We start from the raw sequence: 26,949 nt of genomic DNA on the forward strand, positions 1-26,949 counted from the left end.
GGATCATGTCGGTGTTGTTGCGCCACTGTCGCAGATGCTGCGGACGGAAATCGTCCGGCGTTTCCAGTCCGCAGGCGACCACGATGTCGTGGAGGCTGTCGAGGGTCGCTGACTGGAAGGAGGCGACGCGCTTCGCTTTCTCAGGGATGACGAGCGCACGCTGGCGTGCGGGCGAACTGGTGGCGATGCCCTTTGGGCAGGTGCCGGTGTGGCAACGCAACGACTGCACGCAGCCGAGCGAGAACATGAAGGCGCGCGCCGCATTGCTCCAGTTGGCGCCCAGCGCTGCGTTGATCGCAAGGGACGAGCCCGAATAGACCTTTTCCGAAGCCGCGAGTTTCACCTTGTCCTTCAGACCGGTGCCGATCAGCGCATTCGTCATATAGGCCAGACCCACCCGAAGCGGCAGGCCGACATGATCGGACAGTTCCTGCGGCGCAGCGCCCGTTCCCCCGCCCGCACCGTCGATGACGATGAAGTCGAGGAGGATGCCGCTTTCCACCATCGCCTTGCAGATCGCGAACACCTCATGGGGCATGCCGACGCACAGTTTGATGCCCACCGGCTTGCCGCCCGAAAGCTCGCGCATCTTGGCTGCGAATTCGAGCATTTCGCGCGGGGTCGAGAATGCCGAATGGCCCGGAGGCGAGAGACAATCCTTATGGGCAGGCACCTGTCTTGCCTTGGCGATCTCTTCCGTCACCTTCTCGCCGGGCAAAAGGCCGCCGTGACCGGGCTTCGCGCCTTGGCTCAGCTTGATCTCGGTCATCCTGACCTGATCGTATTTCGCCTTCTCGGCAAACTGACCGGCGTCGAAGTCGCCCTTGTCGGTTCGGCAGCCGAAATAACCCAGGCCGATTTCCCACGCGATGTCGCCGCCATCCTTGAGGTGATATTCGGAGAGCCGGCCTTCACCCGTATCGTGATGGAATACGCCCTGTTTGGCGCCCAGGTTGAGCGCCTCGATCGCGTGGGAACCCAGGGCACAAAGCTCATCGCGCTGATGTTGAGCCGCGCCGCCTCGTAGGGACGCGTGCATTGCTCGCCTCCGTCGACACCATTGCCGGGGCCATCACGTCCCTCGTAACCCCGGCTTAACGGCGGTCGTTCAAGACTTCGCCGCCTGATGGATCGGCGGGCGGAGACAAGCATGACGGGCAAGACATCTCCCGGGATCTGGCCAAGGCCCCGCCACCTGCCGCGCCGGGCGGGTCTGTCTTGCGCCTTGCTCCTGCTTTCAAGCCTCATCGCCATGACGCTTCCCGCCGCTGGCGAGACGGGCAAGGCGCGCGACTGGTCGGCGACGCTGAAGGGCGATGCCGAAGCGATGGTCGCCTTCATCATGGCCAACCATCCCGGCGTCTACGACAAGATAAATCCGGGTTTCAAAGCTCAGGTCGAAGCCGCTCGCGACCTCGCCCTGGAGCGGGCGAAAACCGCCGATTCCCGCGAAGCCTGGTGGTTTGCCATGGCCGGGCTTGCAGCAAGCTTCAATGACGGTCACGTGGCCGTCGACATGACCGACAAGGACTTCGCCTTTTCCACGAGATGGCCGGGCTTTCTCACCCGGTATCAGGGCGCGGACCAGATCGTGGCCGAGGTCGCGGCACCATCGGGCGAAACTGCGCCATCGGCCCATTCGGCGCTGCCGCCGCTCGGTGCGAAACTCATCTCATGCGACGATGTGGCGGCCGAGACGCTCGCCGAGACCCGCATCGGCGCGTTCGAGGGTCTGTGGTTCCTGCCGGCCCAAAGGATCGAGGAAGGGCCGAAGCTCTTCATCGATTACGGCAATCCATGGGCCAAGCTGCCGCTACGCTGTCGCTTCGAGGCGGATGGCGAGACGCGGGATTATAGGCTGGACTGGCGACCGATCGCGGCAGAGACCATCGCGGACGCCCTCACGCGCCTTCGCCAGGACATTCGGCCGCCCTTTGTCATGCGGGCACTGCCAGGCGGCGGATACTGGCTCTCCATGTCGTCCTTCAACGGTCACGAGGGAAGCGTCCCGTTCAAGGGGCTCACCGAAATCATCGAACAGGCGCGCGATCATCAGGAGGCGCTGCGGGCCGCGCCCTTCGTGGTGCTCGACGTGCGCGGCAATGGCGGCGGGTCATCCTATTGGAGCGAGGAGATCGCGCGAATACTGTGGGGCAAGGAATGGATCGCAGCCCACCCCAAACCGGGGAACGATACGGTGGACTGGCGGGCCTCGAAGGGCAACACGGCACTGGTCGAAACCTATGCCGAGATGTTCAGGAAATCCGGCAGCCCGGCGGGACTGTCGGCCGAGCTGGAGAAAATCGCCTCGGGGATGCGGCAATCGCTTGCCGCCGGCAAGCCGTACTGGCGCGAGGAGGACAAGACCAAACACCCGCCAGGCCATGCCGAAGCCATCAAAAACCCCATGGCCGGGCCGGTCTATCTTCTCACCAATTATCGCTGCGCTTCGTCCTGCCTCACCTCGATCGATCTGTGGAAGGCGCTTCAGGGCATCCAGATCGGCCGCCAGACCTATGCCGACAGTCTTTATCTGGAAGCACACCACGAGGTGCTTCCCAGCGGGTTGGTCAGGGCGACGACGCCGATGAAGGTTTATCGGGACAGGGCCAGAGGTTCGAACCAGCCGCAAGTTCCGGCCTTCGCCTATGAGGGCGACATGACCGACGATGCGGCACTGCTTGCCTGGATCAGAACACTGCCGATGTCGAAACGGTAAAATCCTGCTATCACACACGATGATCCGAATTCCGGCCGCCCATGTCAGGAGCGCTCCAGCCGGCGGATGACCGCCTGAAGGGCAGGGCGGACCTTCAAGAAAACGAGATAGCATTTCTCGAGCATGGCCAGGGCGATGCGGCCCTGAAACACAAGCCCAAGCGGCCGCAGCACCGGCACGGCGCGCCAGACGGCGGCGAAGGCCGCAGCGCCGCTGAGAATGCGGCCCTCCTCCAAGGCATGAAAGCGTCGAAGCAGTTCGCTTCTGTCCAGCGGGCAGCCTTCCTGTTCGCTTCCAATGGCATCCACGAAGCGGATCGCGCCTCGCCGATCAAGCCGGCGCAAAAGCGCGATCTCCTGCCGACACAAGGGGCACGATCCATCGTACCAGACTGTAAGTTCTGCCATGGTCCCAAGATGGGGCTTCGCGGGGGAAAATCGCGATCTGCTACGTGCGGCAGATCGCACCATCAGGTCGCATCCGACCCCTTTGCGAGACGTGTAGCCCTCGGCATCTCGATTGAGCCCCGCCTTTACGCCAGTTCTCGACCAGCGATGCACGTCGCACTGCGACCGGCGTCGTCACGGGACAACGAGGGGCGGGGCAATGCGAGCGGGAAATCCCGTAAACCTTGGATTAGGGCCATGAACCTATCATAGGTTGACGTTCGGATCAGAGCGCTTCAAGGCCTTCGACCCTGTGGTGAGGCGTCCTCTGATTGTTATCCGTAAGCGAGACCGTGTCGCCGATGCTTGTCTTATGACTTTTTCTGCCGATCAGGCGAATATGAACCGCCGCGGAAGGGCTCACTTCCCTCCTGCGGCGGCGAGGGATGGATCGTTCCGATGCAGGCCGTCTGACGGGCCGAATTAGAGTTTGATCACCCTCGTCTTTTCTCGAAGGCCTGAACGGATACCCGGAATTTGGTTCCGGACGACAAGCAGAGGCTCGATAAAAGATGACAGAGATTACCATCGGCATCGACATCTCGAAAGATCGTATTGACGTCCATCGCCTGCCGGGTGGCGAGAGCCGGCAGTTCGCCAATGACAAGACCGGTCGTACGGCCTTCTTGCGCTGGCTGAACCCAAGTGATGAGCCGCCCGCCCGTATCGTCTTCGAAGCGACCGGAGCCTATCACCGGGCTTTGGAACGCCAACTCGCCGAGGCTGGGCTTCCCGTCGTCAAGGTCAATCCGCGAAACGCCCGGCGCTTTGCCGAGGCGACCGGACGGCTGGCCAAGACCGACCGGATCGATGCAGCCCTGCTGGCCAGGATGGGCGCCGTGCTGGCGCTCGAAGTGCACGCGGTTCCAAGCCAGACCCTTAGCGACCTCAAACAGATGATCGTCGCGCGCCAAGCGCTGATCAAGGACCGGACCGCAGCCAGGAACCGGGCGGAGATCACGACGATTGGCATTCTCAAGCGCCAGAATGCGGAGCGGCTGGAGCAGATCGAACGCCAGCTCACAGCGATGGACCGTTAACCTCAGGCTTTGTTCCGCCAAAGCTTTGCGACGTGTTCATCTGGCGTGGGCATCGCCGCCGCATGTCCTGATTCTCGGTCTGGCTGGCCGCCGGCCTTCCGCCGCGACAGCGGGCGTTTGCGATCTTTTGCTTCAAGTCAATTTCGATGGAATGGCGCGCTCAAAACCTGAGCCCGGCGGGTCGTGGCGGGGAAAGGGGCTTTCCCGCTGTGACTTGCCGCCGCGTCCTGTAGGCCGTCCGCTGGTTTCATTGAGTTGCGTTGATGCCTGTGATGGGAGATGTATGCGAATCTGATGGCGGAGCGTTGCTTGGGGAAGCAGCTTGGAGCGCGAGGTCATCGCCAAGCATTTTCCAAAATGGCTTGATGGGAATTTTCGGGAGGATATCAGGGTGAAAATCGGCGCACCGAAGGAAATCCACAAGGGCGAGGCGCGTGTCGCGATGACGCCCAAATCGGCCGGGGAGCTGAAGAAGCTTGGCCATGAGTGCCTGATCGAGGCCGGCGCCGGCATCAAGGCCGGCTTCACGGACGAGGCCTATCGGGACGCTGGTGTGACCATCGTCGATGACGCGGCGGCGCTCTATAGCGAGGCCGATATCGTCGTGAAGGTGCGCGAGCCGAAGGACGAGGAGATCGAGCGTCTCGCGAAAGGCCAGACCCTGATTTCCTTCTTCTATCCGGGCCAGAACGAAGCACTGCTCGAAGCTGCGAAGGATCGGGGCGCCACTGTCATCGCCATGGACATGGTGCCGCGCATCTCGCGCGCCCAGAAGATGGACGCCCTCTCCTCCATGGCCAATATCGCCGGCTACCGCGCCGTGATCGAGGCCGGCAGCAATTTCGGACGCTTCTTCACGGGCCAGGTGACGGCGGCGGGCAAGGTGCCACCGGCCAAAGTCCTCGTCGTCGGCGCTGGCGTCGCGGGTCTCGCGGCCATCGGCACCTCCACCTCGCTCGGTGCGATCACCTACGCCTTCGACGTGCGCCCGGAAGTCGCCGAGCAGGTCGAGAGCATGGGCGCGGAATTCGTCTATCTCGACTTCGACGAGGAGACCAAGGACGGTTCGGAATCGGGCGGTTACGCCTCGGTGTCGAGCCCTGAATTCCGTGAAGCCCAGCTCGCGAAGTTCCGCGAGCTCGCGCCCGACATGGACATCGTCATCACGACGGCGCTCATTCCGGGCCGCGAGGCACCGGAACTCTGGACCAAGGACATGGTCGAGAGCATGAAGCCGGGCTCGGTCATCGTCGATCTCGCCGCCGAGAAGGGCGGCAACTGCAAGCTGACCGTCGCGGACGAAAAGATCGTCACCGACAACGGCGTGACGATCGTCGGCTATACCGATTTCCCGAGCCGGATGGCGACCCAGTCGTCCACGCTGTACGCCACCAATATCCGGCATATGATGGCCGATTTGACGCCCGAAAAGGACGGCAAGGTCGTTCACGACATGGATGACGACGTCATTCGCGGCGCGACTGTCACCCATGACGGCGAGATCACCTATCCGCCGCCAAAACCCAAGGTGAAGGCGATCGCGGCGCAGAAGCCCAAGGAGAAGGTGAAGGAGAAGACGCCGGAGGAGAAGCGGGCCGAGGAAAAGGCCGCGTTCAAGGCCCAGACCAAATCCCAGGTCACGCTTCTGGCCGTCGGCGGCGCGCTGGTGCTCTTCGCCGGTCTCTTCGCGCCGGCGAGCTTCATGCAGCATTTGATCGTCTTCGTTCTGTCCGTCTTCGTCGGCTTCCAGGTGATCTGGGGTGTCGCCCACAGCCTTCACACGCCGCTGATGGCGGTGACCAACGCCATCTCGTCGATCATCATTCTCGGCGCCCTGATGCAGATCGGGTCGGGCTCGTTCCTCGTCATCATTCTGGCGGCGCTCTCGGTATTCATGGCCGGCATCAATATTTTTGGCGGCTTCCTCGTGACACGGCGCATGCTCGCCATGTTCCAGAAATCCTGAAGGCGGGGGGCTTCACGATATGGCATACGGATTCACGACGGCGGCCTATGTGGTCGCGGCTGTTCTCTTCATCCTGTCTCTCGGCGGATTGTCGGGCCAGGAAAGCGCCAAGCGGGCGGTCTGGTACGGCATCGCCGGCATGGCGATCGCGGTCCTCGCGACGCTGATCGGCCCGGGCGCCGGGCTTTGGCCGGTCTCGATCATCCTCATCCTCATCGGCGCCGCCGTCGGCTATCAGCTGGCGACGCGCGTTCAGATGACGCAGATGCCCGAGCTGGTCGCCGCCATGCACAGCCTGGTGGGCCTTGCCGCAGTGCTCGTCGGCTTCATCGCCCATATCGAGCTCAGGCGCGTCACTGGCATGTCGCCCCCCGAACGTGAGGAACTGGCGGGCTTTGCCGCGCTCCTTGCGCACAAGGACCCGACTGAACTTGCGATCCTCAGGATCGAACTCTTCCTCGGCATCTTCATCGGCGCGATCACTTTCACCGGCTCGGTCATCGCCTATGGCAAGCTCGCCGGAAAGGTGTCGTCCGCGGCGACCAAGCTGCCGGGTGGCCACGCGCTGAATATCGGAGCTGCCGCGCTCTCGGCGATCTGCCTCATCTGGTACTTCAACACCGCCGGGCTCCTGCCGCTGATCCTGATGACGCTGGCCGCCCTCTTCATCGGCTATCACCTGATCCGGGGCATCGGCGGCGCGGACATGCCGGTGGTCGTCTCCATGCTGAACAGCTATTCGGGCTGGGCGGCTGCGGCGATCGGCTTTTCCCTCGGCAACGATCTCCTCATCACCGTCGGCGCGCTCGTGGGCTCGTCGGGCGCGATCCTCTCCTACATCATGTGCAAGGCGATGAACCGGTCCTTCGTGTCGGTCATCCTCGGCGGATTCGGCGGCGCGGGCGGCGAGCAGATGGCGGTCGAGGGCGAGCAGGTGGCGATCGATGCGGCGGGCGTTGCAAACGCCCTCGAGGATGCCGACAGCATCATCATCATTCCAGGCTATGGCATGGCGGTGGCGCAGGCCCAGCAGGCGGTAAGCCAGTTGGTCACGAAGCTCCGAGGGCAGGGCAAGACCGTGCGCTTCGCCATTCATCCCGTCGCGGGACGCCTGCCGGGGCACATGAACGTGCTTCTGGCCGAGGCGAAGGTGCCCTATGATATCGTCATGGAGATGGACGAGATCAATGATGACTTCAAAGACACCGACGTCGTCATCGTCATCGGCTCAAACGACATCGTGAACCCGGCCGCCCAGGACGATCCGAACAGCCCGATCTCCGGCATGCCGGTGCTGGAATGCTGGAAGGCCAAGCAGGTCATCGTCTCCAAACGCGGCCAGGGCACCGGCTATTCCGGCATCGAGAACCCGCTGTTCTTCAAGGACAACACTCGCATGTTCTATGGCGACGCCAAGAAGTCGCTGGAAGAACTTCTGACGAAGATCGACGGGTAAACCATGATGCCGGAACGTCTGTCGACGTTCCGGCATCATAAAAAAATCCGTTTGATTGCTGAGCGATGACGGATTTGACGAACGTGTCCGCGCCGCGCGTGCTTTGATCCGGGGGCCGACTGAAACCCGGATCATTTGTAGAAGCAAGGGCTTGGAGCGGGTTATCGGCCCCGGTTTCACGGTGTTCAGCTCCGGGCTGTCGTCGTCGTTGGAGTGCGGAATAAATCAGCGTTTCGTCCTTCTCGGGACGGAGCCCGAGAGTGACGGTCGAGAGAACGATCCACGCCTTCCATCAACAGGCGTCGTGATCGAGTGGGCAAATTGAAGCGAAGCGCCGTGCGATATGACCTCTGGTTTTACAGTGCGCTGTTCTTGCCTCGTTACAGCCCGCCGCCCTTGTCCCGAGGCAAGGCATAGCCGCCGCGTTTGGAAGTGGTCAGCCCCATGGCGACCGCGCCCTCGATCAGCTTGACCGCCGAGGCGACGCCGTCGACGACGGGGATGCCGTAACGCTCGGAAAGGTCTGCCGCGAATTCGGCCATGCCGGCGCAGCCGAGAACGATCGCCTCCGCTCCATCGCGCGCGATCGCTTTTTCCACAGTCTCGGCGATCTTGTGGTTCGCTGCTTGCTGATCTTCCTCAAGGGCCAGCACCGGCACTTCGCTTGCCAGAACGCTCGCGCAGCACGTTGCGAGCCCCGCCTTGACGAGATTGTCCTCGAGAATCGGCACCGACACCGAAAGCGTCGTCACCACGGAAAATCGACGCGCGACGAGGCTTGCCATGCGAGCGCCCGCCTCGCCGATGCCGATGACCGGACCGGTCAGCACGGAGCGGGCGGCATCAAGGCCCGTATCGTCGAAACAGGCGATGATATGGCCCTCCGCGCCATCGGCCTCGGCGATCTGAAGCGCCTTCAAAAGGCCCGGCACCGCGAGCGCGCCGTCCACATGGCCCTCGATCGAGACCGGCCCGACATCATTCTGGTAGGCGAGGATCTCCGTTCCGCGCGCGGCCGCGCGCCGCGCCGCGCCGGCGATGGTTTCCGTCATCGAACGGGTCGAATTCGGGTTGACGATCGAGAGCCGCATATCGGTTGCCTTTGCTTCAGCTGTCTTTCAACGCACGTTTCTGACGACGCTTCTGAAGGAAGATGAAGGCGGCAAGTGTCCCGAAGATGACCGTGAAGGAAACCGCCGTCACCGACGTACCGAGAGCATAGATCTCCGGCGTGGTGACGGTGGTGGTCAATGCGGCAAGTTCCAGCGGCAGGGTGTTCGTCGAGCCCATGGTCTGGCTGGATCTTGCGATCTCGTCCCATGAAAGGGTGAAGCCGAACAGCGCGATGCCGATGAGGAAGGGCGCGATCATGGGCAGGATCACATATCGAAAGCTCTGCCAGTTCGTCGCGCCAAGGTCGCGGGCCGCTTCCTCATAGCTCTTGTCGAGGCGGTTGAAGACCGCGAACATGATGAGAAGGCCGAAGGGCAGCGTCCAGGAAAGATGCGCCCCAAGACCCGATGTGAAAAGACCCAGCGAGTTCCCGCGCGGCGCGACGAGGCCGATCGCGGCAAGAGAGGGTCGCAGCAGGTCGTCGATGATCCGGAATTCCAGCGCGATGCCCAGCGAAACGACAATCGAGGGCACGATAAGGCTTGCGATCGCCACATAGAAGAGCGGCGTCGAGCCCTTGAACTTCTTGCGGAAGGCCAGCCCGGCGAGCACCGAGATGACGACCGTCAGCACCATCACGGTGAGGCCGAGAGCGAGCGAACGGCGAAAGGCCGAGCCGATGTCCACGGTGCCGCCGCCGCCCCAGAGCCGCTCGAACCAGTAGAACGAAACCCCGTTCATGGGAAAGGTCAGCCCGCCGGACGGACCCTGGAACGAGAGCGTCAGGATGGTGACGACCGGCCCGTAGAGGAAGACGACGAAAAGGGCGAAGAACAGGGCGAGGAGGTAAAAGCTGCGGGGGCGCTTTTCCTCGCGAGGCACGGTTTTCACGGCCATTCCTCAAAGCTCCTTGCGGATGTCGACGAGGCGCAGCATGCCCCAGATCGTCAACAGGACGACGGCGAGAAGCACGATCGCATTGGCTGCGGCAATCGGAAATTGCAGGAAGTTGATCTGGGTCTGGATCACCTTGCCAACCGAAGCGATCTGCTGGCCGCCCATGATGCCGATCGTCAGATAATCGCCGGTGACGATGGTAACGACGAAGATCGAGCCGATGAGGATGCCGGGCTTCACCAGCGGAATGATGACGTTAGTGAGCGTCTGCCAGCCGCTGGCGCCGGCGTCGTAGGCGGCCTCGATAAGCGAGCGGTCGATGCGCATCATCGAGTTGAAGATCGGCACCACCATGAACAGCGTGTAGAGATGAACGAGGGCGAGGGCGACCGCGAAGTCGGAATAGAGAAGCCATTCGAGCGGCGCGTCGATCAGCCCGAGGTTTTGCAACGTCTCATTGACGAGGCCATTGCGGCCGAGAAGCGGGATCCACGAAATCATGCGGATGACGTTCGAGGTCCAGAACGGGATGGTGCAGACCATGAAGAGCGCGATCTGCATCGGCAGCGTCTTGACATGGAAGCACAGGAAATAGGCGACCGTGAAACCGATCAGAAGCGTCGTCACCCAGACGATCGCGACGAATTTCAGCGTCGACAGATAGGTTGCGAAGGTGGTGCAGAGCGCCGAGCCGCCGGAAAAGCAGCCATAGAAGACATCCGTATAGTTCGTCGTGACGAAGGCCGGCTCGATCGAATATTCGGTGTAGTTCCAGAAGGAGACGATGAAGGTCGCCACCAATGGCAAAACGAAGAACAGGAAAAAGACGAGCGCCATGGGCGCGGCTTGGGCATAGGCGACCCACCCGGGCGTCCAGCTCGTGCGCCGCGCCCGTTTGGCGGTGTTCCCCCGCGCTTCGCCCCGTGTGGCGGCCCCGGCATGAGCCGGAGCCTCCACGGTCTTGGTCATCGCCTCAGGACGCAATGAACTCGTTCCATTTGCGGATCATGTAGATGTTTTCGTCCATGACGGCGTTCCAGCAGGCGACAGAGCCCATGCGCTCGTCGTAGGAGCCGCCGTCGCGGGTCGCGCCGGCCTTTTCGAGCAGCTTGCCGTCCGGCGACATGATGTCCTTCTCGGCCGGCTTGCCTTCGAACCAGTAAGCCCACTCGTAAGGCTCCATAGCCTCCTTCGTGGTTTCAAGGACGGCGGTGTAATAGCCCTGCTTGGCGAGATGGGCGCCGGCCCAGCCGGACAAGAACCAGTTGATGAACTCGTAGGCCGCATCCTTTTCGCGGTCGCCGATGGCGGGCGGCAGACCGAAGCCGGAGGCCCAGGCGCGGTAGCCTTCCTTAAGCGGCTGATATTTGCACTCGATGCCTTGCGTGCGAACGGCCGTCACCGCTGGCGACCACATGGACTGGATGACCACCTCGCCCGAGGCCATCAGATTCACGCTCTCGTTGAAGTCGGTCCAGAAGGCACGGAACTGGCCGGCGCGCTTGGCCTCGATCAGCGCGGCGATCGTCTTGTCGATTTCCTCGCGCGTCATGTTGCCCTTGTCGCCATAGGTCACGTCGCCGCGCGCCGAGAGCGCCATTGCCGCGTCCATGATGCCGATCGACGGGATGTTCAGCATCGCCGCCTTGCCCTTGAACTTCGGGTCGAGGAGCGCGGCCCAGCTGTCGACCGGGCCGTCGATGAGATCGGGGCGGATGCCGAGCGTATCGGCATTGTAGGTGGTGGGGATCAGGGTCAGGAAGCCGGTTTCCTCGCCGGCGAACTCGGTCGCGTCCTCGCTCGGCAGGTAGAGCACCTCGGCCGGCGCAGTTCCGTCCAAGCCGACCTTCTTGCCGTCGACGGTCCCGTTGCGGATCACCGAGGCGATCTTGTCGGAGAGTTTGATCTTCGAGGCGTCGAGACCCATGATGTTGCCGGAGGGGAGCAGCTTCGGCAGCGCGAAATATTCCGTATCGACGAGGTCGAAGGAATTCGGCTGGGTGATCACCCGCTTGGCGACGTCGTCGGTCGTCACCGCGATATATTCGATGTTGATGCCGAGATCCTCACCAGCCTTTTCGGCGATGGCAGGGGACTGGTTCACCGCCGTCGAGAGATAGCGCAGGGTCACCTTCTCCTGGGCGATCGCCGGGGTGGGGAAGGCGGAGAGCTTGGCGGTCACTGCAGCGCCCGCAAATGCGGCGGTGCCTTTCAGAAGCGTGCGGCGCGAGAGGCCTTCAGAGGTCTTGTCTGTCATCGTCCATCCTTTTGGTCATGGTCGGTTGGCGGAAAGGGACGTAAGACCCCCTTTCCTTCGCGGATCAGGCTGCGAGTTCGTGACGGTCGCTGGCATGCCAGCCGACCAGCACCTCGTCTCCGGGGGCGACGGGCGCCCGGTCGAATTCGTCCTCGGTGAGTGTGGCGAGAAGGTCCGTGCCGTCCGAGCGGCGCATCGCGACGTGAACGGTCATGCCCTGATATTCGACATCGGTGACGCTCGCCTTCTGGCCGCTCGTCTCGCCGGATGAGACCTGGCCGAGAAGCCGGATCTTGTCTGCCCGGACCGCATAGGCCGTCTGGCCGTCACTGACGACGTTGTGGCCGCCCATGAACTGGGCGACGAACTTCGTGCGTGGCCGGTTGAACACCTCGCGGGGCGGGCCGACCTGCTCGATCTTTCCGTCATTCATCACGACCACCATGTCGGCGAGCGCCATCGCCTCTTCTTGGCTGTGGGTGACGTGAACGAAGGAGATGCCGAATTCGCGCTGATAGCGTTTGAGTTCGGCGCGCATGCGAATGCGCAGGAAGGGATCGAGGGCGGAAAGAGGCTCGTCGAGGAGGAGCACCGTCGGATTGGTGACCAGGGCGCGAGCCAGCGCCACGCGTTGCTGCTGGCCGCCGGAGAGCTGGGCGGGAAGGCGGCTGGAATAGCGGCCCATATCGACCATTTCGAGCATGTCGTCGGCGCGCTTGAGGCGTTCGGCCTTGTCGGTGCCCGCCATCTTCAGGGAAAAGGCGACGTTCTCGCGAACGCTCAGATGCGGAAACAGCGCATAGCTCTGGAACATCATGGCCGTGCCGCGCTTGGCTGGCGGCAGGTCGTTGACGATCGTATTGCCGATCATCACGTCGCCATCGGAAATGAACTCGTGGCCCGCGATCATGCGCAAGGTCGAGGACTTGCCGCAGCCGGAAGGTCCGAGAAGGCAGCAATAGGTTCCCGCTGGTACCTTCAGTGAGACATGATCGACGGCGAGCGTGTCACCATAGGCTTTGGTGACGGCGGCGAGTTCGAGATCGGCGGCTGCGGATGGCACGGGCTGGCCTGCTCCTGTTTCTGCTTTCGGGTTTCCAAAAGCAAAGCCTGTGCCAATCTTTCATTGAGTCTGCGAAATCATGTGCGCGGCGCACGGCAATACACATTGGTGTCTCTATTTCATGGGAGGCCGCCGGTCCGGGTTGCCTATTCTAGAGCCAAATTCAACCAAGGTGATCAAATGTTGTGCAATCACTCACTTTCCGGTTCAATTCACACGGCTTACCATTTAACATGCAGAGAATCCAAGCACTTGCCACGCGCGGGACGATTGATTTCAAGTCTGCACGCCGTTGGCTCCTTTCAATAAGCTGATCCAATCTTGACGAAGACCACGCTGATCGACGAACGGACGCGACCGCTCGCTCCGAAAATTGAGGGTTTGACGCCGTTTCAGGAACTGCACGGCAAGACATTGGCCCATATTCACGCCATGCATCTTCGCGAGCTCGACGAGCTGAACAAGCTCGTGTCGATGATCGAGGCCGGCGAACGATCAGCGCCCGATCTGGCAGAGGCGATCTCGGTTCTGCCCATGGTGCGTGCGTATAAAGGCTTCGGCACCTTGTGCGGCCGCGAATGCAGGCAGCTGAGTTTCCATCACGGAGCCGAGGAACATGGGCTGTTTCCGGCACTGCGCGAGCATGCGGGGGATGGGCTTCTCAAAGTGCTCGATCGCCTGGCCGAGGAACACGTGGTCATTCACGCGCAGATTGAAGCGCTGGCCGAAAAGGCCGAGATCGTCGCCAACGAGGCGACATCCGAGAGATTCGCCGAAGCACGCGAAGCGCTCCGTACGCTCGACGCGCTGGTCCGCTCCCACTTTGGGTATGAAGAGGTCCAGCTCGCCGATGCCATCGGTTTTTACGAGGTTCCGATCTGACGGTGAGGGGCAGTTGGAAACGGTGGAAATGGGAGTGTCCGCCCTGTATTTTCGAGCACTCTGAGCAGACCTTTTGTTTTCCGGTTCGTCCTTGACGGGGAGGCGGGGCGCCAACAGTGACTGGCACAAGCTTGAGCATTCGTCATGACACTGAAAGAGGATTTCGGCGCCATCGCCAACTGGATCGAAGTGAACTCCCGCGAGAACGGACCGGCGTTCAACGGGTCCGCGTCCGATCATCAGGTAGAGGTGGCGGAACGTCGCCTGGGCCTTGCCCTGGCGCCCTCCAATCGGCGGTTCTACCTCTTGGTCGACGGGCAGCCGCGCAGCCGCGCAGCCGCGCTATCGCGCCGGTTTTGGGGCTGCTTCCAGCTCGTTCCAATCCAAGACGCGGCAGAAAACGCCGAATTCCTGAACGAGGCGTTTTTAAACGGTATTAGCGTCCCCGACGTGGACCATGCTCCAATAAGAGGTGCCTCCTGAGATCCGCGCCGTCGGATCGTCCAGATCGAAAGCCATCCGCACGAATTTTGACCGCCGGGGCCAATGCTCTCCGCTTCTTCGGTGAAACGCCGCTTGTGATGCGGCAGGTCCCTTGAAATCAGTGCTTCAAGCGACCCGCCGTTTTATACGAGATCCAGTCTGTCTCGGGCTCTCGATAAGACCGCCGCGACAAGTTTCCCTGTGGCCGATCATTGGAGGCTACGTGTTCGATCGTCCGGGAATGCTCCATCATGTGGGCAGGTTGCCTATTGGAGAGAGAACGATATGTGAAAGATTAACGGTACGGAAAGGTGTGATAACATTGAAGAACCTAGCACTACGCCTCGGCCTGAAAGTGGATGCGGATATTTTCTTCGTAGCGGCATTTCTGACCCTTGGCTTCGTGCTTCTCCTCGTTGCGATCCCCAACCAGATCGGTGACATCTTTTCCGCCAGCCGCAGCTGGATCGTGACCAATCTTGGCTGGTTCTTTATCCTCGGCGTCAATGTCTGGTTAGGCTTTCTGGTTTTTGCGGCTGTCTCTCGGCATGGTCATATCCGGCTGGGGCACAGGGACTCCCGGCCTGAATATTCGAACCTATCCTGGTTCGCGATGCTTTTCGCCGGTGGCATCGGAACCATTCTCATGTTCTGGGGCGTCGCCGAGCCGATCAGCCACTACCAGGACCCCCCGCTGCCGGGTGTCGAGCCGTTCACGATCGAGGCGGCCCAGGATGCGATCTCGATATCGCTGTATCATCTCGCGATCCATACCTGGACGATCTTCGCCCTGCCGGGTCTCGCCTTCGCTTATTTCATCAACCGCTACGACCTTCCGATGCGGGTCAGCTCGGTATTCTACCCGCTGCTCGGGAACCGCATTCACGGCCCCATCGGCAAGACGATCGACATCGCCGCTATCATCGGAACCTTGTTCGGCGTCGCGGTTTCTCTCGGACTCGGCTCCTCGCAGATCTCGGCCGGCCTTTCGCAACTCTTCGGCTGGAGCGATGCAACCGGGCTTCGGATTGCGATCCTCGTCACTCTGACGCTCGTCGCGGTCTTCTCGATCGCAGCCGGGCTCGATCGCGGCGTGAAGATGTTGTCGAACATCAATATCGGCATGGCGGTCGGTCTGCTCGTCTTCGTGCTCGTGACTGGCTCGACGCTCTTCCTCCTGCGCGGGATCGTCGAGACCTTCGGGCTCTATCTGTCGAACCTTCCGCGTCTCGCCTTCTGGAACGATATGATCCACGGGCCGAACATGGGCACAGGGGACTGGGGCTGGCAAGCAGACTGGACAGTGTTCTACTGGACTTGGACCGTAACCTGGTCGCCCTTCATCGGCATCTTCGTCGCGCGCATCTCGCGCGGGCGCACGGTCCGCGAGTTCGTGTTCGGCGTGCTGCTCGCGCCCTCGCTCTTCACCGTGATCTGGTTCGCAATCTTCGGCTGGCAGGCAATGGAACTCGACGGGCTTGGACAGGCGGCACGCGAGGCGATGGGCGAGGAGGCTGGCGCGATCAGCAGAGCCGTCTCCGAGTCGGTACCTCTCGCCATGTTCGCCTTCTTCGCCGAGCTGCCGCTCTCGTCCATCATTCAGGGTATCGCGATCATAGTCGTCGCGATCTTCTTTGCGACATCCGCAGACTCCTCATCCCTCGTTGTCGACATGATGTGCACCGGCGGACAACAGTCTGGGCCGGCCAGGCAGCGGGTGTTCTGGGGCGTGATCCAGGGCCTCATTGCCGCAATGCTGATCCTGCTCGCGGGCGATGCGGGGCTGACCGCATTGCAGGAGGTCATTACCGTCGTCGGGCTGCCGATCTTTCTCCTCGTCTGCGCTATGATCCCGTCGATCATGTGGGGGTTTGCCGCCGAGGACATCGATCATGTGACGATAGGCAAGCGGCCGGAGCTCGAAGATCTCCTGAGCAAAGAAGAGACTTGACCGCTGAGTCAGTTCATCTGTCCTGACGCATGACGCAGAAAACTTGCACGGCTTTTCGGACGACACCGGCAGCGAATGCAGAGGATCAGAGCGAAATGCCGACTCGATCTTGCGGCATTTCGCTTTCGCGCGATCAAAACCAGTGCTTCCTGAACGTCCGCCCGTAAAACAAACTCGATACCGAGGGCGACGGCTTGTCACCCCAAACGAAAAACCCCGCCATAGCTGACGGGGTTTTTTCATTGGTCCGGGCGGGCATTCGCCGGCCGTGGTCAAGGCAGGGAAAAATCCCTGCATTGCTGTTAGTGGAAATCGCCCTTGCCGCGATATTCCTGGATCTGCGTTGTCCGAAGTCCTGCAAGGCCATGCTGATCGATCGACAGCTGCCAGGACAGGAACTCTTCCACCGTCAGCGTGTACTTGCTGCAGGCCTCTTCGAGACTGAGCAGGCCACCACGGACGGCCGCCACGACTTCCGCCTTGCGGCGAATGACCCAGCGTCTTGTATTCTGCGGAGGCAGGTCCGCCAGTGTCAGCGGCGACCCATCGGGGCCGATGACGTATTTTATTCTTGATCTCACCTGATCGGCCATTGGACTCTCTACTCTACACAGCGACCTAATCGAGTTCGAAGCTAGCCAGTCGATCCTAAGAATCCGTCAAGCCTGAGGTAAGCTTTCGTTTAGACATCGCGTTTGGTAAACGCGGTCCTTCTTTTCGCCATGCCGCCGCCCCAGAGGTTAACGGGAGCCAACGGGAGCCCCGGCGTGGCGGGGCACCTGCGTTAAGCGGTGCGGCGCCTTTTGCGCAGGCGGATCAAACGTCCTAAGTAGGGCTCATTCTAGGACGAAACCGAGCGGCCGGCGGAGCGCCAGCAAACATGACGACCCAATTGAACAGCCTCGATATCGCCAAGGCGCCGGAAGACACGCGCGTGATCGTCGCCATGTCCGGCGGCGTCGACTCGTCCGTCACGGCGGCAATCCTCAAGGACGAAGGCTACGACGTCGTCGGCATCACGCTTCAGCTCTACGATGCGGGCGACACGCCCGCGAAGGCCGGGGCCTGCTGCGCGGGGCAGGATATTCGCGATGCCCGCCGGGTGTGCGACCTGCTCGGTATTCCCCATTATGTTCTCGATTACGAAGAGAACTTCCGCGAGGCCGTTATCGATCCCTTCGCCGACGCTTATGTGGCCGGCGAGACCCCGATCCCGTGCGTCTCGTGCAATCAGACCGTCAAGTTCCGCGACCTTTTGAAGACCGCAATGGACCTTGGTGCGGATGCGCTTGCGACCGGCCATTATATAGAGAGCCGTAAGCGGGGCGATCATCGCAGCCTGCACCGGCCCTTCGATCTCGATCGCGACCAGAGCTATTTCCTCTATGGGACGACGCAGGAACAGGTGGATTTCCTGCGCTTCCCTCTGGCGTCCCTGACCAAGGACGAAACGCGCGAGATCGCCGCGAAGCATGGTCTCGCCATTGCCTCCAAGCCCGACAGCCAGGACATCTGCTTCGTACCGGCGGGCAGGTATTCCGATCTCATCCGCAAGCTGCGGCCCGAGGCCGGCGATCCCGGCGAGATCGTGCATGTGGACGGTCGGGTGCTTGGACAGCACGACGGAATCATCAATTTCACCGTCGGCCAGCGCCGGGGACTTGGCGTTGCAGCGGGTGAGCCGCTCTATGTCGTCAAGCTCGATCCGGCTGAGCGCCAGGTGGTGGTCGGCCCGCGCGAAGCGCTGGCGACTGACGCCGTTCGCCTGCGGGAGGTCAACTGGCTCGCAGAGGACGCGCCTGAGACCTATGCGGCCGATGGGCGCGAGATCTTCGTCAAGCTCCGCTCGACCCGCCCACCGAGCCCTGCCCGTCTCGTTGCGAACGGGGAGGGCGGCTGGATGGTCGAACTTCTTGCCGCCGAATATGGTGTCGCAAAGGGACAGGCCTGTGTCTTTTATGCGGAAGAAGGGGCGGGCGCCGAAGTTCTCGGCGGCGGCGTCATCGACGGCTCCTTAAAGGGCCGCGAGGCAGCGCGCGGGCAGGTGTTGACGGCGGCCGAGTAGGGCTGACCTCGAAACCCTCCGGCATCCTCAGACGTAACTTCCGTGGCTCTCGAGGCGAAGCTTCCTATGAACGGCGCTTCGGCGCTGTCCAGTCGCGTTCGGGCCGACCACAGGAGATGTCTTATGCTTCGTGACCATTCACGCTATTCGACGAAGGCTTTGGCGATTGCCGCCGTCCTCGGCCTGACGGCCTCGAGCCCCGCCACTGCGTTCGCCTTCGAGGCAAAGCCATTCGATGCGGCCTCGCTCAACGAGCGGGCGGACAAGGCGGTCGCCGAAACATTCGCTGGCCATGCCGACGAAGAGACCGTTACACTCGACTGGCAGCCTTATGCCGATTTTCTCGGCACTTATGTCGTGGACGATCCGGACGGCCTCAACCGCGTGAATTACGGGGCCGTCTCCGATGCCGATCATCAGGCACTGAAGGACATGATCGCGCGGTGGACGGCGCTCGATGTGGATGCGCTGACCGCGCCGCAGAAGTTCGCCTTCTACACAAATCTCTACAATGCGCTGACGCTCGATGTCGTGCTCGACCATTATCCCGTGAAATCGATCCGCGACATACAGATCGAACGGACGGACCAGGGCCTGTTCGCATCCCTTTCGAGTGCTTTCGACATCGGTCCATGGTCGACCGATCTGGTGACGATCAAAGGCACGGAGCTCTCGCTCGACGAGATAGAGCATTCGATCCTCAGGCCGATGGGGGACGAGCGGGTCCACTACGCCGTCAATTGCGCGTCGATCGGATGCCCCGACCTGAAAGCAACGCCCTGGACGGCGGGTGCGCTGGAGGCCGATCTCGACACGGCCGCGCGCAACTACATCAATTCCGAGCGCGGCCTTCGCCAGTCGAGTGCCGGCAATCTTCTCGCATCGAAGATCTTCGACTGGTATGCGGCCGATTTTGGCGGGGCCGGTGAGATCGCCAGTTACATGAAGACCTATGCCGAGGGCGAGCGCGCCGACTGGCTGAATGCACCGGATGCCAGGATTTCCGGCTATCGTTACGACTGGAACCTCAACGACACCAGGACTGAGACGAGCTCAGCTTCGAACTGATCGCTTTGCAAATGGGCCGTGGCTCGTGAGCGCGCCGTGCGATAAATCTGGTCTGCTCTGCTATCAGGAGGCCATCGTCGTCATGCCCGAAGAGACTGAAAACGCGCCGCTTGCGGTTACCGCGCTTCAGGCGCCCGTCCGCGCCAGGCCGAGCAATTATCCCGAACCCTTCAGGAGCCGGATGAGGGGACGCATCAAGCGTCCCCTCGGCGAGCTTTTCGGCCTTGCGAATTTTGGCGTCAACCTGACGGTTCTGGAGCCCGGCGCCGTCTCGGCGCTCCTCCATCGCCATGCGACACAAGATGAATTCGTCTACGTCATCGAGGGCACCGCGACACTCGTTACCGACGACGGTGAGATCGAGATGATGCCGGGTATGTGTGCGGGGTTTCCGGCGAAGGGGCGCGCGCACCAAGTGGTGAACCGCTCGCAATCGCCTGTTACCTATCTCGAAATCGGCGATCGCAGCCCGGGAGACTCTGCGGAGTATCCGGACGACGATCTCGTTGCCGACTGGCGGGAGGGCGCATGGCTTTTCACTCACAAGGATGGCACGCCTTATTGATCAGGGCTTGATCGCTGTTCGCTTGTAGATGCGAAGCGCGTTCAGTCTTCGCTAACCGCGTTGGGATAAACACTCAGGTCATATGCCCATGACGGGCTTTTGAAGGACCCGACGCATGGTTTTGCGTATTCGCGTTGGGGGCAGATCTTGGCGCGCGGCGGCTCTTGTCGTCGTGAGCATGGGGATGCCCTCTTTTGCCCAGGCAAATGGCAATCTCGTCTGGGGTGGTGAGTTACCCGCACCCGACCAGACCTATCGACCTAGCCCATCGGCGGTCGATATGTTGGACACGAACGCAACGCAGCCGGTGCGAAATCCCGCGCCCTTGCCGGCGCCCTCCGCAGCCGAGATCATCGCGGACGACCTTCTGCCGAAGACCGCGCCGGTGCCCACGCCGGGCGCCCTTTTGCCGGTCGCCCAGCCGGCTCCCGATCTCGCGCCTCCGCCGGCCCCGATGCCGATGCGGGACGCTGACACGCTGTTCGGCGGAACGACGCTGCCCGAACTGCCCCGTCAGGACCCGTGGGCAGCGATGAAGGCCGTCACACCCGGTGCGCTCACCGAGGGCGACCTCAAACGGCTTCAGAAAAGCGCGCCGCCTCGCTCGAACGCCTATGCCGCGCTCGAGAAGAGGCCCGCGCCCAGGCTGGAAGAGCCGGTCAAGGAGCGCGCGCCCCTTGTCCACAAGACGCCGTCGGGCTGGCGCAACCTTCCGCACAAGGAAGCGCTCTGCCGTGCAGCGCTGGTGCAGCTTGGCGTCGAATTCACCGAGCCTAGCCCGATCCGGACCAGCAAGTCCTGCAGCGTGCCCTATCCGGTCAAGGTGACCCGGATCGCCAAGGGCGTCGCCATGTCTCCTGCGGCGACGCTCAATTGCGATGCGGCGTTCAGAATTTCCCGCTGGGTCGACAAGGAGGTGAAACGCGCCGCCCATTCGACGCTTGGCACCCGCATCGCGGCGATCAGGAACTCATCCTCCTATCGATGCTCGCGGGTCGCGGGCAGTGGCGGCATCTCGCAGCATGCGAGCGGCAACGCGCTCGATGTGGCAGCGTTCGTCATGGCCGATGGAAACGAGATTGACGTCGAGAAGAAGGGCATTCTCTCGCCGCGCGAAAAGGCCTTTCAGAACGACGTGCGTGGTTCTGCCTGCCGCTGGTTTGGCACGGTTCTGGGTCCCGGATACGATTATCTCCACCGGAACCACTTTCATCTCGACGCCCGTGAGCGCAAGAAAACCTATTGCAAGTAACCGGTCCTAGGGCGCCCGGCTGGATCAGCCGGGTTAGGTCTCAGCCGCGGCGCTTTTCAAGCGCCTCGTAAACCCGCTTGGCGAACTCCCCGAGTGCGCCAACGAATATGCCGCTCGATCCGATGACGAAGAGCCAGACCGCAAGCGTGTAGTAGCTCTCGAACGCCTTGAAGAAGAAGATCGATCCGAGGACGAAGGCGGCATTTCCGAGGACCGATATGCCGGTGTGAATGAAGGAAAAGTCGCGAACGAGCCTTTGAAGCATTGCGATTGGAGCCTTGAGCGGGATGGATTGTCGTCCCGCGACCTATGCGTCTCGCCCGCGATGTCATCCGCTATGCCTAAGAATGATACCATATCCGGCTGATGAGGTCGGAGACGGTATCAAAGCCCCAAGCGGCGTATGGGCGTTTTTTCAATTCCGTTATCGCGAAGCGATCAGACGGATTTCGTAAGAGAACGGCGCCCCGAAGCCTGTCGCTTTTCGGGGCGCCGAAAATCGTTTGGATCAGTTGAACTTGTAGCTCAGGCCGAATTTGACCGTCTGGATGTCGAATTCGACATTGTGGTCGAGCGTCTGGTTCGGATAGGCGACGCTTGTCGTCGTGAAGCTTTCGCTGCCGAAGTCGGTATAGCTGTATTCCATCCGACCGATGAGATTGTCGAAGAACGCGTATTCGACACCGCCACCCAGCGTGTAGCCGTAGTCGAAGTCCGTTGCGCCAGAATGGCAACGCACCAGACCGTTCGCGAGGACAGGGCAGGGATCGCTCGCATTGGAATCCACCGTGCGCGAAACCCGGGCGTCAGTATAGGCGAAACCGCCCGTGCCGTAGACAAGAGCGCGGTCGATGGCCATACCAAGACGGGCCCGCACCGTGCCGACATAATCCATCTCGATCCTGTCGGTGGTGACCGCGACGCCCCGCCTAAATGTTACTTCGGTAAAGTAGAACTGGTCATGGCCGGCATAGTCGATGTCCGCCTCTGCACCAGCGACGATATTGCCGAACTGATAATTGTAGCCGAGATGAAGGCCGCCGACGAAATCGGTATCCCTGAAATCGTTGTCGCCGGAAGCCTCTGCGAAGGCCGCCGCGATGGGATTAATATCGTTACCGGTTCCGATATTCGGGACGAACGTGCTCGTGTCGCTCTCGGCCGCACCGAGGCCGACATGGCCGCCGAGATAGACGCCGGTCCAGTCATAGGCCTGGGCCGGTGCCATGGCGGGCGTCTCGAAGAAATTGTCGGCGGCATGGGCACCGCTGGTCAGCAGGCCGAAGGCGGCAGCGGTTGCGAGTCGTTTCATCATCGTTTTGGCCATAGGGTCCCCCTTGCTTGAGCCGTGAACGCTCAAAGCAACTGCGCGATGGATCGAAGCGCTGCCGGCTATGAGGCTGTTGGCACCGTGAGGAAGGTAGCTTGCGCCAAGCTCGCGGAATTGCCCGTTTTGCGGGTGGCCGGTGGCAGAACAGCCTGATGCAGCAAAGTGCACGCAGGGGTGTGTCGCAAGAGCATCACTTTTGTTAAGGTTTTGGTAGGGATTGATTTGAAATCAGCGTCTTATCGGTTTGCGTTTCGGCCAAGCCGCGCCGTCAGAATGGAGGCCAGCGCGCAGGCTACAACGCAGATCGCAAGGGCCAGCTCATATCCGCCGAGTTGCCAGAGGAGCGAGCCCAAAAACGGAGCGAAGGCGATCGCGCCGATATAGGCCCGCGCCATCAGGCCGCTTCTTGCGCCGAACGCTGCCATTCCGACGCTTTCGCGCAGGAGAACCGGGCGCATGATCGAGATCGAACCATAGCCATAGCCCTGCAGGATGCCGAAGCCGATCAAAAGCAGCGGTAGGGCTGCCGATCCCATCAGGCAAAGCGCCGAGACCCCGAGTGCGGCAAAGCTCGTCATGGTGATGAGCCGCGCCGAAAGCCGCTCTTCCGTTCCAAGGACGGTGAGCCGGGCGAGAAGCTGCATGGGGCCGATCGCGGATGCGGCGAGCACCGCCGTATCGCTGGAGAAGCCGAAACTCGCCATCATCGGCAGAATATGATTGACAATGAGGCCGTGCGATCCGCCGGCAAGCGCGAAGGCCGCCGTGATGATGATCAGGTTGCGGCGTTCTGACGGCCCTATCGGTGCCCCTGATCCCGCCGTTTTCACCGTCGCGGCAGAAATAGTCTCGGCCTTGCTCCGGGCGGTGGGGTTGCCCCGCTTTGCCGCGAGCGTTTCAAGACGGTGCGCTGTATAAACGTGCAGGGGTGCGGCCAGAAAAGCGAGAAGGGCGGCAAGCACCCAGGCGGCGAGACGCCAGCCGCCGATCTCGCCCAGAGCATGGACCAGTGGAAAGGCGAGGGTGCCGGCCAGCGCACCGATCAGGGTGACGATCGTGATGGAGCGGCGGGCTTTCGCGTCGTAGGCGCGGGTGACCAGCGCGAAGATGGGCTCGTAGAGCGTCGTCGCCATGGCAAAGCCGAGCGAGACCCAGAACGCAGAGAAAACCCATATATTCGGCGCGAACGGTGCGAGCGCGAGGATGAGTACGGCCCACACCGCCCCGGATGCGACGAGGGCCGGTCCGTGGCCGGCGTCGATCAGGCGGCCGATGGGCGGCGCGAGGACGGCCGAGAAAAGCACGCTACCGGCAAAAAGCGCGGTCAGCACGGTCTGGCTCCAGCCTTCTTCTGCCTGCCAGAGCGGCAACATGGCCGCGAAGGAATAGTAGATCGCGCTCCAGAACAGCGTCACAGACACCGAAAGGAGCGTGACCGTCCAGGCGAAAGACGTTTTCGTGTCCGCGGTTCTGGCCAGGGTCATCGCGCTTCGCCGGAATTTTGGAGGGTCTTCGTCAAGGACGTCCGTAGGGCTCGTCGGCCTTGATCATGCTCGCAAATCATACGGCTTCCGGCGGTAGCGCGGTCGCCTTGCCCTGATCGTCGATCGAGACCATCACGAAAATGCCTTCGGTCACCTTGGTTTCGGCGCGTGAGGTTCGGCTCTGGGTCCAGGCCTCGATCGAGAGGGTGACCGAGGTGCGTCCCGTCTTTTCCACCGATGTATAGACGCAGAGCGTGTCGCCGATCTTCACCGGCTTCTTGAAGGTCAGCGTGTTGATAGCGACGGTCGCAACGCGGCCCCTTGCGCGCTCGGCGGCGCGAATGCCTGCCGCCATGTCCATATGAGCGACGACCCAGCCGCCGAAGATGTCGCCATTGGCATTGGCATCGCCCGGCATGGCGGGAATGCGCACCGTGAGCTCGCCTCTCGGCATTTCGTCGCTCTCATCCATCGCGGCGTTTCGTCCTGTCGGATTTCGTCGAGACAGGTCTACGAGGGAAACGATCTGAAGGGCAAGCGCCAAGCGCGCTCGGAAGCGGCGTGCCGATCATGTTCTGCCAAGCATGAACTGTGACCCATGTCTCCGGGCCGGACAAGACGGATATGGTGCCGGCTGAGGGACTCGAACCCCCGACCTCCGGTTTACAAAACCATTGCTCTACCAACTGAGCTAAGCCGGCCTTGAGGTCCGTCTCTACAACAGGCCTCGCGGGCTCGCAACGCTTTGTGCGACACGCAACGACACGAGATCGCGGATATCTGCCGTCGAAGGCTTAAATGCCACATGACGGCGGCATCCCCCGGCCTTCAGCTTGCATTTCCTTGCGCTGGGTAAGCGTTCGCCGTTTTTGAGGTCCGGGAGCCGGCCGACTTGTTTCGCGGATGGAAACCGGCGACATCTTGGCCGCGACCGACGTTTGAACGCCAAAAGCCCGCGAGCCTGTCTTTTATGTCCACCAGCAGCATGTCGATCAGTTTCATGGCGAGCGAAGCGCCGGGGGCGCGGGAAGCGGCCAATCGGCTGAAGGCGATGTACGGCAATGACGACCCCGCCCATGCCGATGTCATCGTCACGCTCGGCGGCGACGGCTTCATGCTGCAGACCCTCCACCGCTTCATGAACACGGGCCGGCCGATCTACGGCATGAATCGCGGCACGGTCGGCTTCCTGATGAACGAATATCGCGAGGAGAATCTGCGCGAGCGCCTCGAAGCTGCAGTCGAGAACTGGATTCATCCGCTCGCGATGACGGCCGAGGACGAGGCCGGTGAAATCCGCGAGGAACTGGCGATCAACGAGGTCTCGATTTTCCGCCAGTCCTATCAGGCGGCGCGGCTGAGGATCGCGGTCGGCGGCACCGTGCGTCTTGACGAGTTGGTCTGCGATGGCGTGATGGTGGCGACCCCCACCGGCTCGACCGCCTACAATCTCTCCGCACAAGGGCCGATCATACCGATCGAGGCCCCGCTTCTGGCGTTGACGCCGGTCAGCCCGTTTCGGCCGCGTCGCTGGCGCGGCGCTTTGCTCGCCAATCACCAGACCGTCGAAATTACAGTTCTCGAATCAAGCAAGCGGCCGGTCAATGCGGTCGCGGATGCTCAGGAGGTCAAGTCGGTCCGCAAGGTGACCATTCGGGAAAGCGGCAAGGACAAGTGTCTGATCCTGTTCGACGAGACCCATTCCTGGGACGAGCGCATCCTCGCCGAACAGTTCCGTTACTGAAGGCGGTCGGCGTCTTAAGCCGCGACGACATCCGTCGATGGCGACGATGACGGACGGCGGACGCCGGCTTCCCGGGACAGCCCCCGCAGGAAGGCGAGAGCGGGAGCCATGGTATCCGCGTCACCCTTGCCGAGCTCGCTCGCCATCCGCTGCATGATTCGGGCGGCGACCTCGCCGTCCGTCAGCATCTCGCCGTCTTCATCCGCATTGCGCCAGACGGCGACGGCATGGAACAGGATCGCGACGCAGGCGCTGGGCAGGCCCGCGCGCTCGCACAGCGCGGCAAAAGGCTTGTGGCGACCTTCGACGAGGATCGAGCGGACGCGAACGGGTTTGACGCCCGAAAGGCGGGACAGCGACTCGCTCAATCCTTCCAGGGAGCCCGAGCAGGCGAGGCGCAGCATAACGGCAGGCGAAAGCTGTTCGGCGGCCACGAGCCGGTCGATGAGCGGCGTCAGTTCGCTTTTTTGCGCAGACCCGAGAATGGTGGCGGTGCCTCGCTGGCAGGCTTCCGTGCCGATCGTGCGACCGCGTCTTTCCCCGAGTGCAAGGGCGACGAGGGGCGAAGAGGCAACCGCTTCGCTGGTCTTCAGCATGAGATATTGGCGCAGATCCGCCGGCAGGTCAGATCGTTCGACGAGCGCACCGCGCAGGCTTGCGTCATCGCCATGGGCTTCGGCAATCCGGCGCAGCGTCTGGCCTGAGAACATCGCGCCCTGATGGTCGAGGAGCACGCGGACCTCGTTGAAATCCGCCATGGGAATGATCGCGCCGGTCACGCGCTCGGAGAGGGTTTGCCGGGCGAGAATAGCCTCGCGCAGCTTTGGCCGCTCGCTGGAGAAGCGTTCGATGAGATCCTCGTCCGACAGGTGCGGCGACGACCGGATCACGGGTGCTGCGACGCTGTCGCTGTCGCGGGAAAGAAGCCGGATCAGTCCTGGCGGCACCGTCTCCGCCCCGGCGATCGTGATGGCCAGGGCTCTGCGGACCGAGACCGCGGGATCTGCGGCGATGCTGATCAGGACGTCGTCGATCTCGCCGCGCTGTTCAGCCGGTGTCAGCCCGTCGATATGGGCCTGCGCGAGGAGCGCTGCCCATTCAGCGCGCTGGCTCGGCGCTGCGGGCTCGCACCAGGTAGCGGACGTGTCGTGAGCCATGATCTTCAATT

24 protein-coding genes, 1 tRNA gene and 1 pseudogene are annotated in these 26,949 nt (G+C 62.1%); 12 read left to right on the forward strand and 14 right to left on the reverse strand.

What is annotated here, in order from left to right; genetic code table 11:
- Positions 1 to 127: 127 nt before the first annotated feature.
- Positions 128 to 1,039, reverse strand: a pseudogene (locus ABDX79_RS16565) (glutamate synthase-related protein); the annotation flags it as partial.
- Between the two features lie 111 nt (positions 1,040 to 1,150).
- Between ABDX79_RS16565 and ABDX79_RS16570 the strand changes: the two are divergent.
- Positions 1,151 to 2,719 (forward strand): S41 family peptidase, encoded by a 1,569-nt coding sequence (locus ABDX79_RS16570; RefSeq protein WP_346221418.1) that lies wholly within the window; start codon positions 1,151 to 1,153, stop codon positions 2,717 to 2,719.
- 44 nt (positions 2,720 to 2,763) lie between these two features.
- On the opposite strand, the gene ABDX79_RS16575 is transcribed toward ABDX79_RS16570, so the two are convergent.
- A complete protein-coding gene (locus tag ABDX79_RS16575) occupies positions 2,764 to 3,126 on the reverse strand; it encodes a thiol-disulfide oxidoreductase DCC family protein (RefSeq protein ID WP_346221419.1) in 363 nt (120 codons plus the stop codon).
- Positions 3,127 to 3,677: 551 nt separating this feature from the next.
- Here ABDX79_RS16575 and ABDX79_RS16580 point away from each other — a divergent pair.
- The 3 genes from ABDX79_RS16580 to ABDX79_RS16590 all read left to right on the forward strand — a co-directional run bounded on the left by ABDX79_RS16580 (position 3,678) and on the right by ABDX79_RS16590 (position 7,627).
- Positions 3,678 to 4,205 (forward strand): IS110 family transposase, encoded by a 528-nt coding sequence (locus ABDX79_RS16580; protein WP_346221420.1) that lies wholly within the window; start codon positions 3,678 to 3,680, stop codon positions 4,203 to 4,205.
- Positions 4,206 to 4,596: 391 nt separating this feature from the next.
- Entirely contained in the window at positions 4,597 to 6,171 is a 1,575-nt protein-coding gene (locus ABDX79_RS16585) for a Re/Si-specific NAD(P)(+) transhydrogenase subunit alpha (RefSeq protein WP_346221421.1), read from the forward strand.
- 19 nt (positions 6,172 to 6,190) lie between these two features.
- Complete coding sequence (locus ABDX79_RS16590; protein WP_346221422.1) at positions 6,191 to 7,627, forward strand: NAD(P)(+) transhydrogenase (Re/Si-specific) subunit beta; 1,437 nt, start codon at positions 6,191 to 6,193, stop codon at positions 7,625 to 7,627.
- A gap of 380 nt (positions 7,628 to 8,007) precedes the next feature.
- Here ABDX79_RS16590 and ABDX79_RS16595 read toward each other — a convergent pair whose 3' ends face one another.
- The 5 genes from ABDX79_RS16595 to ABDX79_RS16615 all read right to left on the reverse strand — a co-directional run bounded on the left by ABDX79_RS16595 (position 8,008) and on the right by ABDX79_RS16615 (position 12,957).
- Positions 8,008 to 8,718, reverse strand: coding sequence for an aspartate/glutamate racemase family protein (locus ABDX79_RS16595; RefSeq protein ID WP_346221423.1), 711 nt, complete (start codon positions 8,716 to 8,718; stop codon positions 8,008 to 8,010).
- A gap of 16 nt (positions 8,719 to 8,734) precedes the next feature.
- Positions 8,735 to 9,637, reverse strand: a complete 903-nt coding sequence (locus tag ABDX79_RS16600; protein ID WP_346221424.1) for an ABC transporter permease — start codon at positions 9,635 to 9,637, stop codon at positions 8,735 to 8,737.
- Positions 9,638 to 9,640: 3 nt separating this feature from the next.
- On the reverse strand, positions 9,641 to 10,606 hold the full coding sequence (locus ABDX79_RS16605) for an ABC transporter permease (RefSeq protein ID WP_463671190.1): 966 nt from the start codon (positions 10,604 to 10,606) through the stop codon (positions 9,641 to 9,643).
- 4 nt (positions 10,607 to 10,610) lie between these two features.
- The gene (locus ABDX79_RS16610) at positions 10,611 to 11,894 is read right to left on the reverse strand and encodes an ABC transporter substrate-binding protein (protein ID WP_346221425.1); all 1,284 of its coding nucleotides are present in this window, start codon (positions 11,892 to 11,894) and stop codon (positions 10,611 to 10,613) included.
- Positions 11,895 to 11,958: 64 nt separating this feature from the next.
- On the reverse strand, positions 11,959 to 12,957 hold the full coding sequence (locus ABDX79_RS16615; protein ID WP_346221426.1) for an ABC transporter ATP-binding protein: 999 nt from the start codon (positions 12,955 to 12,957) through the stop codon (positions 11,959 to 11,961).
- A 321-nt stretch (positions 12,958 to 13,278) separates the two neighbouring features.
- On the opposite strand from ABDX79_RS16615, the gene ABDX79_RS16620 reads away from it, so the two are divergent.
- The 3 genes from ABDX79_RS16620 to ABDX79_RS16630 all read left to right on the forward strand — a co-directional run bounded on the left by ABDX79_RS16620 (position 13,279) and on the right by ABDX79_RS16630 (position 16,273).
- Positions 13,279 to 13,839, forward strand: coding sequence for a hemerythrin domain-containing protein (locus ABDX79_RS16620; protein WP_346221427.1), 561 nt, complete (start codon positions 13,279 to 13,281; stop codon positions 13,837 to 13,839).
- A 144-nt stretch (positions 13,840 to 13,983) separates the two neighbouring features.
- A complete protein-coding gene (locus ABDX79_RS16625) occupies positions 13,984 to 14,322 on the forward strand; it encodes an SMI1/KNR4 family protein (RefSeq protein ID WP_346221428.1) in 339 nt (112 codons plus the stop codon).
- Between the two features lie 322 nt (positions 14,323 to 14,644).
- Complete coding sequence (locus tag ABDX79_RS16630) at positions 14,645 to 16,273, forward strand: BCCT family transporter (protein WP_346221429.1); 1,629 nt, start codon at positions 14,645 to 14,647, stop codon at positions 16,271 to 16,273.
- Positions 16,274 to 16,575: 302 nt separating this feature from the next.
- Here ABDX79_RS16630 and sciP read toward each other — a convergent pair whose 3' ends face one another.
- Positions 16,576 to 16,866 (reverse strand): CtrA inhibitor SciP, encoded by a 291-nt coding sequence (gene sciP, locus ABDX79_RS16635; RefSeq protein ID WP_346221430.1) that lies wholly within the window; start codon positions 16,864 to 16,866, stop codon positions 16,576 to 16,578.
- 287 nt (positions 16,867 to 17,153) lie between these two features.
- On the opposite strand from sciP, the gene mnmA reads away from it, so the two are divergent.
- The 4 genes from mnmA to ABDX79_RS16655 all read left to right on the forward strand — a co-directional run bounded on the left by mnmA (position 17,154) and on the right by ABDX79_RS16655 (position 21,223).
- Complete coding sequence (mnmA, locus tag ABDX79_RS16640) at positions 17,154 to 18,338, forward strand: tRNA 2-thiouridine(34) synthase MnmA (RefSeq protein WP_346221431.1); 1,185 nt, start codon at positions 17,154 to 17,156, stop codon at positions 18,336 to 18,338.
- Positions 18,339 to 18,461: 123 nt separating this feature from the next.
- A complete protein-coding gene (locus ABDX79_RS16645; RefSeq protein ID WP_346221432.1) occupies positions 18,462 to 19,406 on the forward strand; it encodes a DUF547 domain-containing protein in 945 nt (314 codons plus the stop codon).
- A gap of 82 nt (positions 19,407 to 19,488) precedes the next feature.
- Positions 19,489 to 19,971 carry a cupin domain-containing protein gene (locus ABDX79_RS16650; protein WP_346221433.1) on the forward strand — a complete coding sequence of 161 codons (483 nt, stop codon included), beginning with the start codon at positions 19,489 to 19,491 and terminating at the stop codon, positions 19,969 to 19,971.
- 184 nt (positions 19,972 to 20,155) lie between these two features.
- A complete protein-coding gene (locus ABDX79_RS16655) occupies positions 20,156 to 21,223 on the forward strand; it encodes an extensin-like domain-containing protein (protein ID WP_346221434.1) in 1,068 nt (355 codons plus the stop codon).
- A 40-nt stretch (positions 21,224 to 21,263) separates the two neighbouring features.
- On the opposite strand, the gene ABDX79_RS16660 is transcribed toward ABDX79_RS16655, so the two are convergent.
- From ABDX79_RS16660 to ABDX79_RS16680, 5 genes are all read right to left on the reverse strand, one after another.
- Positions 21,264 to 21,488, reverse strand: a complete 225-nt coding sequence (locus ABDX79_RS16660) for a YrhK family protein (RefSeq protein WP_346221435.1) — start codon at positions 21,486 to 21,488, stop codon at positions 21,264 to 21,266.
- 243 nt (positions 21,489 to 21,731) lie between these two features.
- A complete protein-coding gene (locus ABDX79_RS16665) occupies positions 21,732 to 22,550 on the reverse strand; it encodes an outer membrane protein (RefSeq protein ID WP_346221436.1) in 819 nt (272 codons plus the stop codon).
- 239 nt (positions 22,551 to 22,789) lie between these two features.
- Entirely contained in the window at positions 22,790 to 24,037 is a 1,248-nt protein-coding gene (locus ABDX79_RS16670) for an MFS transporter (protein ID WP_346221437.1), read from the reverse strand.
- 76 nt (positions 24,038 to 24,113) lie between these two features.
- Positions 24,114 to 24,509, reverse strand: a complete 396-nt coding sequence (locus ABDX79_RS16675; RefSeq protein WP_346221438.1) for an acyl-CoA thioesterase — start codon at positions 24,507 to 24,509, stop codon at positions 24,114 to 24,116.
- Between the two features lie 153 nt (positions 24,510 to 24,662).
- Positions 24,663 to 24,738 (reverse strand) — tRNA-Thr (locus ABDX79_RS16680).
- Between the two features lie 269 nt (positions 24,739 to 25,007).
- Here ABDX79_RS16680 and ABDX79_RS16685 point away from each other — a divergent pair.
- Positions 25,008 to 25,781, forward strand: coding sequence for an NAD kinase (locus tag ABDX79_RS16685; RefSeq protein WP_346221439.1), 774 nt, complete (start codon positions 25,008 to 25,010; stop codon positions 25,779 to 25,781).
- Between the two features lie 14 nt (positions 25,782 to 25,795).
- Here the strand turns inward: ABDX79_RS16685 and ABDX79_RS16690 are convergent, their stop codons facing one another.
- On the reverse strand, positions 25,796 to 26,938 hold the full coding sequence (locus ABDX79_RS16690; protein ID WP_346221440.1) for a DUF2336 domain-containing protein: 1,143 nt from the start codon (positions 26,936 to 26,938) through the stop codon (positions 25,796 to 25,798).
- Positions 26,939 to 26,949: the final 11 nt, after the last annotated feature.

It is taken from the genome of Fulvimarina fulva (genome assembly GCF_039652615.1).
Taxonomy (GTDB): domain Bacteria; phylum Pseudomonadota; class Alphaproteobacteria; order Rhizobiales; family Rhizobiaceae; genus Fulvimarina.